Source organism: Streptomyces sp. ID05-26A, assembly GCF_033794685.1.
Classification (GTDB): domain Bacteria; phylum Actinomycetota; class Actinomycetes; order Mycobacteriales; family Pseudonocardiaceae; genus Lentzea.
The window spans coordinates 412,589-424,836 of the sequence record NZ_JARAYZ010000001.1 but is presented as its reverse complement, the minus strand read 5'-3'; the positions used below and the strand labels follow the sequence as shown (position 1 = coordinate 424,836).

General features: G+C 67.7%; 14 protein-coding genes and 1 pseudogene. 8 read left to right on the top strand and 7 right to left on the bottom strand.

Annotated features, from left to right (window positions below; genetic code table 11):
• From PV646_RS02065 to PV646_RS02035, 7 genes are all read right to left on the bottom strand, one after another.
• Positions 1–468 carry a phospholipase gene (locus tag PV646_RS02065; RefSeq protein ID WP_500339734.1) on the bottom strand — a complete coding sequence of 156 codons (468 nt, stop codon included), beginning with the start codon at positions 466–468 and terminating at the stop codon, positions 1–3.
• Between the two features lie 83 nt (positions 469–551).
• Complete coding sequence (locus PV646_RS02060) at positions 552–1,205, bottom strand: nitroreductase family protein (RefSeq protein WP_500339733.1); 654 nt, start codon at positions 1,203–1,205, stop codon at positions 552–554.
• A 5-nt stretch (positions 1,206–1,210) separates the two neighbouring features.
• The gene (locus tag PV646_RS02055; protein WP_500339732.1) at positions 1,211–2,365 is read right to left on the bottom strand and encodes a YcaO-like family protein; all 1,155 of its coding nucleotides are present in this window, start codon (positions 2,363–2,365) and stop codon (positions 1,211–1,213) included.
• A complete protein-coding gene (locus PV646_RS02050; RefSeq protein ID WP_500339731.1) occupies positions 2,362–2,772 on the bottom strand; it encodes a hypothetical protein in 411 nt (136 codons plus the stop codon). The genes PV646_RS02055 and PV646_RS02050 overlap by 4 nt, the downstream gene beginning before the upstream one ends.
• Positions 2,773–2,866: 94 nt before the next feature.
• Positions 2,867–3,661 carry a hypothetical protein gene (locus PV646_RS02045; protein WP_500339730.1) on the bottom strand — a complete coding sequence of 265 codons (795 nt, stop codon included), beginning with the start codon at positions 3,659–3,661 and terminating at the stop codon, positions 2,867–2,869.
• Positions 3,645–4,496 carry a MerR family transcriptional regulator gene (locus PV646_RS02040; RefSeq protein ID WP_500339729.1) on the bottom strand — a complete coding sequence of 284 codons (852 nt, stop codon included), beginning with the start codon at positions 4,494–4,496 and terminating at the stop codon, positions 3,645–3,647. The genes PV646_RS02045 and PV646_RS02040 overlap by 17 nt, the downstream gene beginning before the upstream one ends.
• Positions 4,497–4,559: 63 nt before the next feature.
• On the bottom strand, positions 4,560–5,069 hold the full coding sequence (locus tag PV646_RS02035) for an amino-acid N-acetyltransferase (protein WP_500339728.1): 510 nt from the start codon (positions 5,067–5,069) through the stop codon (positions 4,560–4,562).
• A 200-nt stretch (positions 5,070–5,269) separates the two neighbouring features.
• Between PV646_RS02035 and PV646_RS02030 the strand changes: the two genes are divergently transcribed.
• From PV646_RS02030 to pspM, 8 genes and pseudogenes are all read left to right on the top strand, one after another.
• The gene (locus PV646_RS02030) at positions 5,270–6,481 is read left to right on the top strand and encodes an AAA family ATPase (RefSeq protein WP_500339727.1); all 1,212 of its coding nucleotides are present in this window, start codon (positions 5,270–5,272) and stop codon (positions 6,479–6,481) included.
• Positions 6,468–7,022, top strand: a complete 555-nt coding sequence (locus tag PV646_RS02025) for an RloB family protein (protein WP_500339726.1) — start codon at positions 6,468–6,470, stop codon at positions 7,020–7,022. The genes PV646_RS02030 and PV646_RS02025 overlap by 14 nt, the downstream gene beginning before the upstream one ends.
• Before the next feature lie 30 nt (positions 7,023–7,052).
• Positions 7,053–8,465: a 30S ribosomal protein S12 methylthiotransferase RimO gene (rimO, locus tag PV646_RS02020; RefSeq protein WP_500342230.1), complete on the top strand. Its 1,413-nt coding sequence runs from the start codon at positions 7,053–7,055 to the stop codon at positions 8,463–8,465.
• Positions 8,462–9,040: a CDP-diacylglycerol--glycerol-3-phosphate 3-phosphatidyltransferase gene (pgsA, locus tag PV646_RS02015; protein WP_500339725.1), complete on the top strand. Its 579-nt coding sequence runs from the start codon at positions 8,462–8,464 to the stop codon at positions 9,038–9,040. The genes rimO and pgsA overlap by 4 nt, the downstream gene beginning before the upstream one ends.
• Positions 9,037–9,513, top strand: coding sequence for a CinA family protein (locus PV646_RS02010; protein WP_500339724.1), 477 nt, complete (start codon positions 9,037–9,039; stop codon positions 9,511–9,513). The genes pgsA and PV646_RS02010 overlap by 4 nt, the downstream gene beginning before the upstream one ends.
• A gap of 105 nt (positions 9,514–9,618) precedes the next feature.
• Positions 9,619–10,041: a helix-turn-helix domain-containing protein gene (locus PV646_RS02005; protein WP_360048063.1), complete on the top strand. Its 423-nt coding sequence runs from the start codon at positions 9,619–9,621 to the stop codon at positions 10,039–10,041.
• 357 nt (positions 10,042–10,398) lie between these two features.
• A pseudogene (locus PV646_RS02000) lies at positions 10,399–11,166 on the top strand (PspA/IM30 family protein); the annotation flags it as partial.
• 125 nt (positions 11,167–11,291) lie between these two features.
• A complete protein-coding gene (gene pspM / locus PV646_RS01995; protein ID WP_500339723.1) occupies positions 11,292–12,113 on the top strand; it encodes a phage shock envelope stress response protein PspM in 822 nt (273 codons plus the stop codon).
• Positions 12,114–12,248: the final 135 nt, after the last annotated feature.

The following is a 12,248-nucleotide window of genomic DNA, read 5'->3' as shown; positions in this document are numbered from 1 at the left end:
CTACTTCAGGCCGGCGTTCTGGATGCTGGTGGCCGTGGAGCTCGCGCTGTTGCCGAACTCGCGAACGGCCGCGTAGTACAGGTCGGCGGTGCGCTTGCAGGCCCAGTTCGAGCCGCACTGCTTGTACATGTCGGACTTGAAGTTGTTGTCGATGCGCAGGCGGTTCGTCTCGTTCCACCGGCCCTGCCGCTTGTAGTTGCGGTAGCCGAAGTCGTGCCGGTGGCAGGTCGGCAGGAACTTGAAGCCGAAGGGGTTGTCCGGCGAGTACGAACAACCGTCGGACGACCAGTCGAGCTGGCCCGCGTAGGGCTGTTGTGCGCGCAATGTTGTGAACTGGCCGATGGTCTTCGTGTAGAGGTAGTCGTCGGTGACCGCGACGATGTCCACGGCCTGAGCCGGGGTGCCCGTGAAGATCAGGGCGATCGAGGCGGCGGCACCCACGAATGCCGAGCGCAGGGTCTTCGACATGGCGAGCTCCTCGGGGTGTGAGCAGGGTCTCGCCAGTTGTAGCGGGTGGTCGACTGTCCTCGGTAGACACGATCTGGTGAACGTCAGGCAATCATGTGACCGCAGGCGATCGCAGTGGCCACGCGAAGGTCACGCGGCAACCCCAGGCAGTGGAGCATTTCGTGGTCCGCTACTCCACCGAGCAGATAGCCGCCGAGTTTCTGCTCCGCCAAACGGAGGCAGACGTTCTGCGCGGCGGCTCCTGCTTCGATCAAGCCGAAGCGGCCAGCGCGTTCGCCGTACTTCTCGAACGAGTCTTTGTCCGTTAACACCAGGATGATCGTCAGCGGGGGCACGTCCGGCGTGCCGAGGATCTCCGCGAGGTCCGCCGGCGCCGGGCCGATGTCCTGCACCGCGTGGCGGCGGATGTCGTAGCGGAGGGCGCGGCCGCGCACGAACACGTAGCAGCGCAACGGGTCGAGGCCGCCCGCTGACGGAAAACTGTTGTCGGACAGGGCGCCCAGCACCGCGCCCAGTTGCCGGTCCGTCAGTGGTTCGTCCGAGAACTCCCGGGTGCTCCTGCGTGCCTGGAACAGCTTCTGCAGGCGGTCGTGCGGGCGGGGGAGCGGCAGCGGGGTCGTGGGCAGTTCCAGCGGGTCGATCAACGCGGGTTGCGGCCGGAAGTCGCGCAACCGGTCGCCGAGCCTGCGCTGGTGCAGCGTCGAGTACCGGCTCGCGGCCCAGAAGTCGTCGAACATCTGCTTCACCCCAGCGGATGCGGTGCGGGATTGGGGAACACGCCCGGTGAGGCGTGCGGGTAGCGCCAGGTGACGTCGCGGGCGCGACCTGCCAGGTGCGGCCAGCGGTGGTCCGAGTGCAGCGGCGCGAGGTCGGGGGACAGGACGCGGACGCAGTGCAGTCCGACGGCCGACAGTTCCGGCGTGGTGAGCTCGCGGTAGGCGAGCCGGACGTCGGCGCGGTCGAGGGCGTGCACGAGTTCGGTCAGTTCCGCCGTTGTGCCAAGGGATTCGGCGTCGGGCGGCGGGTCCGTCTCGAAGCCCGTGAACCACGGCAGCGCGTCCCACTCGTCCGGGTGCGTGGCGTAGTAGACGGCGTGCCGGTCGAAGTCGGTGACGTCGTCGACGGGCTCGTCTCCGTTGCGCGCCAGCCACACCTCGATGAACACCGTGCCCTGGACCCACTCCTCGTAGGCCTTCCGCACGGCCTCGGCCGTGGTCGCCCGGCACGCGAGCCCGAGCGTGGGCCGCGGTCTGCCGGCGATCGGCAGCGAGCCCGCGACGGCGACCACCGGGTGCGGGCTGTAGGCGGGCGTGAGGTCGAACGCCTGGACACCGCGGGGCAGATCGGCGGCGAACTTCTGCGGTGCGACGGAATGCAGCCACGTCGTGGTGAACGCGTCGCGTTCGACGAGTTCCTGGGTGGCCCTCAGCAACGCGCTGGTCGTCGACGGACCGGCGGCGAGCCCCGATGAGGTCGAGGGCAGGCCGTACGAGGCGTCGAGGCCCACGAGCCCTGCCGGCACGCGGATCGGTTCGTTGCCGGGCAACGTCCACGCCCGTGTGTACCGGGTGTCGACATATCCCTTGCGGTAGCGGTAGTTCGGCGCCACTCGCTGCTCGACCGTGTGCAGGCTGAAGTGCTCCAACGGCCAGCACTCGCCGTCGGTGGCGATCTCCAGCGGTGCTCGTGCGGCGGCGTGACGTTCCAGGGCCTCGGCGATCGCGGCGATCTTGCTGGTGCCGCCGGAAGTACCGCCGGCGGCGAACGGCTCCGGCACCGCGGCCCAGCCCTCGACGTCCACATCGGACAGACTGTGCGGCACGGGATGCAGCTGGGACACCACTCCCTGCCGCCAGCCGACCGCGCGCTCGGCGAGCGCCTCCGCGACCGTCCTCACCGCTTGCTCCGGTGGTACCGGAAGATCCAGTGCCCGAACCACAGCGCTCCGCCGACGTAGAGCACGCCGACGACCACCGCGACCACGGGGTCGAGGCCGGCGATCGGACCCAGTCCCAGCACCACGAAGATCGGCTCGACGCACCACAACACCATCCAGCCGAGCAGCCGGACCAGGCTCATCCACGGCTTCGGTGACCGGGCGATGAACCCCGACGCGACCGCCCAGCCCAGCGCGGCGCTCAGGGCGCCGGCCCACCAGCCCCAGTGGAGGTCGAAGACCGCGCCCATCGTGACGAAGGGCAGCACGAGGACCAGCAACGGGAAGATCGCGGAGGGAAGGACCAGCGCACCGCGTGGTTCGGGCAGGTCCTGGGTGTCCCGGCGCAGGGCCACCGGGATGTGCACGGCCGCACCGACCGAGGAAACCGCACAGCAGCAACAACAACAGCAACAGGTGGGCGTGGCGGCGTTGGCGGCGGCCGCACCGGGTGAGAACTGGTCAGGTAACCGTACTGCCGTCGCGTTCATGGTTCCCCCAAGGAAGTGACACGCGCCCGAACTCGACCGTCGGGCAGATTTCGCAGTCAGCCGCGGGCAGCACGCTCTCGCGCGTCGTCGTGAACTCGTCGAGGTCGACGGTCACGACCGTGTCCAGCAGGGCCAGCGAGCCCTTGCGGATGTTCTGGATCGCCTGCATGGCAAGGGAGATCGGGAACTCGTGGTCGAGCGCCCCGGGGTGCGGAGGAGGCGGCGGATCCCCCCACCGCCGCCCCGCCCGCACCGCGAGGCACGCCAGGCACGCGCCGGCACCGGGCACCACGAAGGGCCCGACGGCGGCGGTGTGGTGGTACGCGAGGTCCAGCAACAGGTGCGGGACCTTCGTCTCGCGTGCCACCTCGACGAGGTCGACCAGCGTGCCGGTCGTCCGCACGACGAGCAGGAGGTCCGGATTCTCGTTGTGCGGCAACAGCTCTGCCAGCCCGGCGGGTGCCTTCCCGACGACGCGCGTGCCGACCCCCATCGGCTTGTGCGCGTCACCGGTCGGCAACCCGGCCGGGCGGAGAGCGCCCAGGGTCCTCAGCTGGGCCAGGTACTGGCGAACCGGTTCCCCCAACCGGCTCTCGTCGACCGTTCGAGCCACTCCCCTCAACACCGGCTCGAACAGGCCGGCCAGCGCCACGGCCACCGCCCTGGGCAGGTCTGGAATCAGGTACGCGAGATCCGCACCCGCGTAAACGACGAGGCCTTCGTCTCGAACTTGGGCGTGCCAGGCGGGATCAGCGACCAGGTTCATCCTCGTCCCCTCTGCGCAGGAAACTCTCGATCTCCTGCTCGCTCGGCAGGTCCCCCGCCGGATCCATGAGGTTCTCGGCGATCGGCGGCAACGGCTGCTCGGCCCACGCGGGCTGGTAGTCGGCGCTGGGCAGCAACCCGTGCCGCGACGCGAACTCCTCCGCCGCGTCCCGGATCGACTCCCGCAGCGTCCCCACCACCGCGGTCTCCGCCGTGTACGTCAGCTCGACGAGCAACGCCCGCACGTTCTCCAGTTGGTTCTCGTCCCCGGCCTTGCGGGCCAGCTCGGGCCAGAACTGCCGTTCGAACAACCGCACGAAGTCCGCCGCCACCGCGTCGGTGGCCGTGCGCAGGCGCGTGAAGCTGTCCATGACGTCATCGCTGGGCACCCTGAGGCCGGCAAGCCTGCCGCCCGCTTCGAGTGCCCAGCGACGCGTGTGCGGCCAGCCGTACTTCCACCGCACCAAGCCCAACCGCATAGCCCGGAGGAGGAGTCGCGGTTGGACGTCTCCGGTCGGAATCAGGTGCTTGATGTCGCGCACCTTGATCCGAACCCAGTCGTCGGGCCCCTCGGCCTCGCTGAAGCCGAGCACCGCGGCGACCGACTCGCCCTTCTCCCGTGCCGAGATCAGTTCCGCGATCGCGGGCAGCGAGAACCCCCGCTGCTGCAACCGCTGCACCAACGTCAACCGCTCGACGTGCGAGGCGTCGTAGTACGCCACGCGCCCCTGCCGTCTCGGCGCGTGCAGCACACCCTTCGTCTGGTACATGCGAATGGTGCTGCTGGGCAGGCCGATCCGGGCGGCGAGCTCGTCGACGGTGAGCGATTCGGACACGGCACAGATACTGGCCTTGCCGCGTTAGTTGAGTCAAGACTATTCGAGTGATTACTCGAAGAGTTACAACTCCAGGAGCATCCGGCTGTTCCCGAGCGTGTTCGGCTTCACGTAGCTGAGGTCGAGGAACTCGGCCACACCCTCGTCGACCGACCGCATGATCTCCTCGTAGACCTCGGGACTCACCGGCGTGCCCTCGATCTCGACGAAGCCGTGCTTGGTGAAGAAGCGCGTCTCGAACGTGAGGCAGAAGATCCGAGCGAGCTGCAGCTCCCTGGCGGTCGCGATGAGCTGCGCCACGATCCGGTGGCCCACGCCCTTGCCCAGCGCCACCGGGGACACCGCCACGCTGCGGATCTCGGCCAGGTCCTCCCACATGACGTGCAGGGCGCCGCAGCCGAGCAGCTCGCCGTCCTCCTCGGCCACCCAGAACTCCTGCACCGCCTCGTACAGCGTGACCATGGGTTTTGCCAGCAGAACCTTGCCCGCGTATCCGTCGATCAACGCCTTCATGGCGCGCACATCGCTGGTGCGGGCGCGCCGCACGACTACCCCACTGGTCACAACCGTCAAGTATGAGCGGCGCCCCCGGCCGGGTGACGTGCGGTGGTCGTCACCGTGAAATCCGCCGTATGGGTGAGCTTCAGTCCGTTTCATGCGGTTTACTTGCAGATAAGTTGCCTTAAAACCCGCTGGAAGGAGTTTAGGCGGTGCTACGAAGCTTTCGGCTGGCGAACCACCGCTCGTTCCGCGACGAGCACGAACTGCTCCTGATGCCCGCCTACTCGAGGGATCGCGATGTCCTGCCGGTGGCGGCGATCTACGGAGCGAACGCATCCGGGAAGTCGAACCTCCTCGACGGGCTGCGTTTCATGGCTGACGCTGTGCGCGACTCGTTCGCGGTCTGGACACCGGACGGCGGCGTGCCGAGGCAGCCGTTCAAGCTCGACGATTCGCCTGACCGGCCGTCCGTTTACGTGGTCGAACTGATCGAAGCCGGCGTCCGGTACACCTACGGCTTCGAGGCGGACGATCAGCGCATCCGGGAGGAGTGGCTTTACAGCTACCCGGAGAAGCGGAAGCGAGTGCTGTTCGAACGATCCGGCGCCAAGATCAAGCTCGGCACCACGGTCGCTGAAGGCAGTGCCAAGGGTGAACTGCTCAAGGCGCTTCTCAGGCCGAACGCGCTATTCCTCAGCCTTGCGGCCCAGTCTGGACTGGAGGCCGTTTCGCCTGTTCAGCGGTGGTTCGCCAACAAGTTCGTCGTTCGGAGTGAGATTCGTGCCCCGTTCAGTCACGCCGCGATCGGGCGTTTCCTCGAGTCCTCCGACGAGTTGACGGATCAGCTGGTGAACCTGCTCAAGATCGCTGATCTCGGTATCACCGGCATCAAGTACGACGCGAGTCCTCTGTCCGATCGCGAGATCGCTGCGATGGCGCGTGGATGGAAGGTGTCCTCCGAGCACGTTCGCGCGATTCTCGACGATGCGAACCGGAACCGGGATCGCGTTCGACTCACTCACGGCCCTCGGAACCGCACGTTCGACATCGGCGAGGAATCGGCCGGAACACTCTCGTGGCTGATGCTGCTACCCACAGTGCTGCAGATGCTGCAACGCGGAGGTGTGCTGGCGATCGACGAGATCGACGCGAGCCTCCACCCGCGTCTCACCGCGGCCCTGGTGGGTCTGTTCCGCAACGCCGAGGTCAACGCGGCCGGTGCCCAACTCGTGTTCACCACCCACGACGCAAGCCTCCTCAGCCCTGTGCTCGGCGACGAGGTACTCACGCGCGAAGACGTCTGGTTCGTCGACAAGAACTCCGAGGGTGCGTCTGATCTGTACCCGCTGACCGACTTCAAGCCGCGGAAGGAAGGCGAGAACCTCGAGCGCCGGTACCTCGGCGGCAGCTATGGCGCCGTTCCCGACGTGCAGGCTGAAACTTTCGTGACCGCACTCCTTCGAGGTGTCGATGGCGCGGCGTGAGAATTCGTCGCACCGTCGCCGCACACCTTCGCGAGTCTCGGCCAGTCGCGTGCTCGTGGTGTGCTGCGGGCAGACCGAACAGGCCTACCTGGACGGTTTGAAGCGGCTCTCCAAGCCTGTAACTGTGAAAACGCTGGTCAAGGTCGGCTCTCCTGCTCAGCTCGTGAGGCACGCGGCGAAGATGCGTGAGCACGATCGCGGCGGGTTCGACGAGTACTGGTGCGTCGTGGACGTCGACGACTTCGACATCGTCGAGGCTGTCGCCGAAGCCGAGGCGACGGGGATTTCGCTGGCGGTGTCGAACCCGTGTTTCGAGGTGTGGCTGATCCTCCACTTCGCGGAGTGCACCGCGGGCATCTCCAGCCCCAAGGCCGCTGCCGAGAAGCTGCGCAAGCATCTGCCCGGTTACTCGAAGGGCGTGCTCGACTTCGCCTTGCTCGCCGAGGGGATCGACAAGGCGGCCGAGAGGGCCAGAGCGTTGGGCGCGGGCAACCCGTCGAGCGACATGTGGCGCCTTGTCGAGGTCGTTCGCAAGTACTGAGTTCAAGCGCTCGTACCTGGGGCGGTTACTCTGAGCGTCGTGTCTTCTCCCACCACTCCGCGACGCGTGTCGCTGCTGACCCTGGGCTGCGCCCGCAACGAGGTCGACTCCGAAGAGCTCGCCGGACGCCTCGGTGAGGGCGGCTGGGAGCTGGTGGACGAGGGCGCTGACGTCGTCGTCGTCAACACGTGCGGCTTCGTCGAGCAGGCGAAGAAGGACTCGGTCGACACCCTGCTCGCCGCGTCCGACACCGGCGCCAAGGTCGTCGCGGTCGGGTGCATGGCGGAGCGGTACGGCAAGGAGCTCGCGGACAGCCTTCCCGAGGCGGCCGCGGTCCTCGGGTTCGACCAGTACAACGATCTGGCCGAGCGGCTGCAGGACGTGTTGCACGGCAAGCCCGTCGAGTCGCACGTGCCGGTGGACCGCCGCACGCTGCTGCCGATCACGCCGGTCAAGCGCCAGGAGGCTGCTCAAGCCGTCCAGGTGCCCGGGCACGGGTGGGGGCCGACGAAGGTCCAGCGCAAGCGCTTGGACGACGCCCCCGTGGCGCCGCTCAAGATCGCGTCCGGCTGTGACCGCCGGTGCAGCTTCTGCGCGATTCCCAGCTTCCGCGGCGCCTTCGTGTCGCGGCACCCGGACGAGATCGTCTCCGAGGCCATGTGGCTCGCCGAGAACGGCGTCAAGGAGCTGTTCCTCGTCAGCGAGAACTCCACGAGCTACGGCAAGGACCTGCCGCGCGAGCAGGGTGCGCTGGAGCAGCTGCTGCCGCGGCTCGCGTCCATCCCCGGCGTCGAGCGGGTCAGGGTCAGCTACCTGCAGCCGGCCGAGACCAAGCCGAGCCTCGTGGCCGCCATCGCGAAGACCGACAAGGTCGCGAACTACTTCGACATGTCGTTCCAGCACTCCAGTGAGAACGTGCTGCGGCGCATGCGCCGGTTCGGCGACACCGACAGCTTCCTCAAGCTCGTGTGGCAGATCCGCGAGCACGCGCCCGAGGCCGGCATCCGCAGCAACTTCATCGTCGGCTTCCCCGGCGAGACCGAGGCGGACGTGCAGGAGCTCGAGCGGTTCCTGAACGAGGCGCGGCTCGACGCCGTCGGCATCTTCGGCTACTCCGACGAGGACGGCACCGAGGCCGAGGAGCTCGACGGCAAGCTCGACGCGGACGTCATCGCGGAGCGCGTGCAGCGGATCGGCAACCTCGTCGAGGAGCTCACGAGCCAGCGCGCCGAGGACCGGGTCGGCACCGAGGTCGTCGTGCTGATCGAGACCGAGGAGGACGACGAGAACGACTGCGTCGGCCGCGCCGAGCACCAGGCCCCCGAGGTCGACGGCGAGTGCATCGTGCTCGAGGCCGAAGGGCTCCAGCGCGGTGACTTCGTGCGCTGCCGCGTGGTCGACTCCGAGGGCGTGGACCTGATCGTCGAGGTAATCCCGACATGACGGAAGCCCGGAAGGTCCCGCTGCTCAACGTCGCGAACATCCTCACGATGGCGCGGCTGGCGCTCGTTCCGGTCTTCCTGTTCTCCCTCTTCGAAGCGGGCGGCTTCGACACGACGTGGCGCCTCATCGCGTTCGGGATCTTCGCCGTCGCGAGCTTCACCGACCACATCGACGGCACGCTCGCGCGCAAGCACGGGCTCATCACCGATTTCGGCAAGATCGCCGACCCGATCGCGGACAAGGCGCTGACCGGGTCCGCGCTGGTCGGCCTGAGCATGCTCGACGTGTTGCCGTGGTGGATAACGATCACCATCGCCGTCCGCGAGATCGGCATCACGCTGCTGCGGTTCTGGGTGATCCGCTACGGCGTCATCCCCGCCAGCCGCGGCGGCAAGGCCAAGACGCTGGCGCAGGTCATCGCGATCGGGCTCTTCGTGCTCCCGCAGAACGACGTGCTGGGGCTCATCGCGTGGGTGATCATGGCCGTCGCGCTCGTGCTGACGATCGTCACGGGAATCGACTACGTGATCCACGCGTTCAAGATGAAGGCAAGGGCAGGTCGCGCCGTCGCATGACCAACGTCGTCGAGCTGCTCAAAGCGAGGAATCAGACCGTCGCCACGGCCGAGTCGCTGACCGCGGGTCTGCTGTGCGCGACGATCGTCGACACACCGGGGGCGAGTGCTGTGGTCCGCGGTGGGTTGATCGTCTACGCCACCGAGCTCAAGCACGAGCTCGCGGGTGTGGACCAGCAGTTGCTCGACGAGCACGGTGCCGTGCACCCCGACGTCGCGATCCAACTGGCCGAAGGTGCCCGGAAAAGGTGCGAATCGGACTGGGGGATCGGGCTCACCGGGGTCGCCGGGCCCGATCCGCAGGACGGAGTTCCTCCGGGGACGGTCCACATCGGCTTGAGCGGACCTGGAGTGTCCACAGTGCGGACAATCACGGTGAGTGGTGACCGCTTAGCGGTCCGTTGGGCTGCCGTGGAAAAAGCCCTGGTCCTGCTCTCGGAGCAGCTGCTGGCCACCGGAGGCGGGAACAAATGATGACTCCGCGTTCGTTCGCCCTTGGCGGACGTGTTCGGAAGTCAGTGCCCGTTGTCGGTGTCGATCGGTAACGTAGGGACACGGCCGGCCGGAAGGAGGCGCGCGATGACCGTGCTGCTACGCGAGGCGATCGGTGATCGACTTCGCCATGCCCGCACCAACCAACGCCGCACGCTGCGCGAGGTCTCTCGGACCGCCCGCGTGAGCCTGGGGTACCTGTCCGAGGTGGAGCGCGGCCGCAAAGAGGCGTCCAGCGAGCTCCTCGCGGCCATTTGTGACGCTTTGGAGCTGCCGCTGTCCGAGTTGCTGCACCACGTCGCCTCCGACATCGGCGCCGTCCAGCAGACGCCGGACACGGTGCCCGACACCGTCCCGAACGGACGTTCGGACCGCGGGAAGCTGGAAGGTGGCCGAGTGCTGCCGTCCACGCTCTCGGACGACCTGTCCGACCTGCGCCTGCAGCCCATGCTCAGTCACAGGCTCACGAGCAAGATCGGCGAGACCCCGAAGGCCGTTGTTGCGGCTTGATCCCATGTCATCCCGGCCCCGCATGCCCTCTGGCGTGCGGGGCCGCCTGCATTCGGGTGAACACCACCCAGCTGTGGCCCCCGCCACGTGACGGTCTGCAACAAGTTTGCGTGTTCGAACGTTCAACTGACAACGACGGCAGCGCGCGGGACGGCAGGCAACGGCTTGGCATCGGCACGCTGGGTCACCGCGTCTCCGGACGCGGGTGCGGGCAGGATTGGCACGTCGTCAGGCGTGTACTCCTAAGTCCCGGGGTGGGTCAGGGTGTTCCCGGATATCTCCCCGTGTCGGTGGATACGCCGACGCACAATTGAGACGATGGATCCAACACCGGCACCGAGAAGGCAGGCGTAGGAGATGGCCAGTCCGTTCGTGAAGTTCTGGAAGTACCTGATGGCGTCGTTCTCGTCGAAGATCGACGAGCACGCTGACCCGAAGGTGCAGATCCAGCAGGCCATCGAGGAGGCGCAGCGGCAGCATCAGGCCCTCTCGCAGCAGGCTGCGGCCGTCATCGGCAACCAGCGCCAGCTGGAGATGAAGCTGAACCGCCAGCTGGGCGACGTGGAGAAGCTGCAGGCCTCCGCGCGTCAGGCGCTCGTGCTCGCTGACGAGGCGCGCGCGAAGGGCGACGAGGCGAAGGCGACCCAGTTCGAGAACGCCGCGCAGAGTTTCGCGACCCAGCTCGTCACCGCCGAGCAGGGCATCGAGGACCTCAAGACGCTGCACGACCAGTCGCTGCAGGCCGCCGCACAGGCCAAGCAGGCGGTCGAGCGCAACGCGATGATGCTGCAGCAGAAGCTGGCCGAGCGCACCAAGCTCCTCAGCCAGCTCGAGCAGGCCAAGATGCAGGAGCAGGTCTCCGCATCGCTGAACCAGATGAGCGAACTCGCCGCGCCGGGCAACGTGCCGTCGCTGGAAGAGGTTCGCGACAAGATCGAGAAGCGCTACTCGACCGCCCTCGGGTCCGCCGAGCTCGCCCAGAACTCGGTTCAGGGCCGGATGATGGAGGTCCAGGCCTCGACCACCCAGCTCGCCGGCTCGTCGCGCCTGGAGCAGATCCGCGCCTCGATGCACGGCGGTCAGGCGAACACCCCGCAGCAGGTCACCGCGGGCAACAGCGCGGCCGCGCAGATCCAGGCCGAGATCGCGCAGCGCGTCCAGTCAGAGCAGAAGACCACGCAGCAGCAGGTTCCTCCCGCCCAGAACTGAGGTTCTGAGGCAGGGGGAGCAGGAGGAGTCAGCAGGTGATCATGGAGCCCTGGAGAAACCGTCCCAACAACGAGATCGTCCGCAAGGTCGTCAACGAGTTGGGTGCGTCGCTCCAGGGCCACCCGCTGGCCGAGCAGGCGCGCTACCGCATCCAGAAGTGGAACGACCCGCTCGCGAAGCTCGAGCGCAAGCGCAAGCGCACCAATGCCGTGCTGACGTTCTGGCTGATCGTCATCACGATGCTCGGCACCCTTGCGGTGCTGGGCTTCACCGGGGTGCTCGGCACGTGGGCCGCCGTCACCGGCGCGGTCGGCGCGGCGGTGCCCGCCGTCCTCGCCGTGCGCAGCGGGTTCAAGCTGAAGGAACTGGGAGCCGCTCGGCAGCGGCTGGCCTTGTCGCCACCACCGCCGCCCCGGCCGCCGTTGCCCACGCACATCTCGTCCGCGCGCGTTCCGATGGAGAAGCTCCACGGCGCCGAGGACGCGATGACGCAGCTGCTCGTGCAGCTCGACTCGCCCGCGCTCACGTCGATGCCGACCGAGTCCGTCCAGCACGCCCGTCAGACCGCCCAGGAGGCCTCCACGGCCATCCGCGCGGTGTCGGCACAGCTGCAGGCCGTGGAACGCGCCCGCGACACCGCACCGCACCTGGAGCGCGCGTCACTGGTCGAGGCCGTGAGGGTGCTCCGGATCCAGCTGGCGGACGGCGTGGACCGCTACTGTGCGCTGGTGGCCGAGGCGGGCAAGGCCCTGGCGGCGAGCACGCAGTTCCAGAACCCGGGCGAGGTGCTGGACGACGCCACCGACCACATGGCCGGCCTGGCGTCCGCGATGCGTGATGTCTCAGGCTATTCAGCGTACTGAAAGTAACTCTCCGTAGTTGCGTGCGGCTATTCGGCGAGTCTCTCTGGAGATCCTTGCTGCAATCGTGTGATTATCGGACTGTTATCTAGCCGTAGCCGCTACATGGCGTGGCAGGATTCCGGGGCCGGTCTGCGG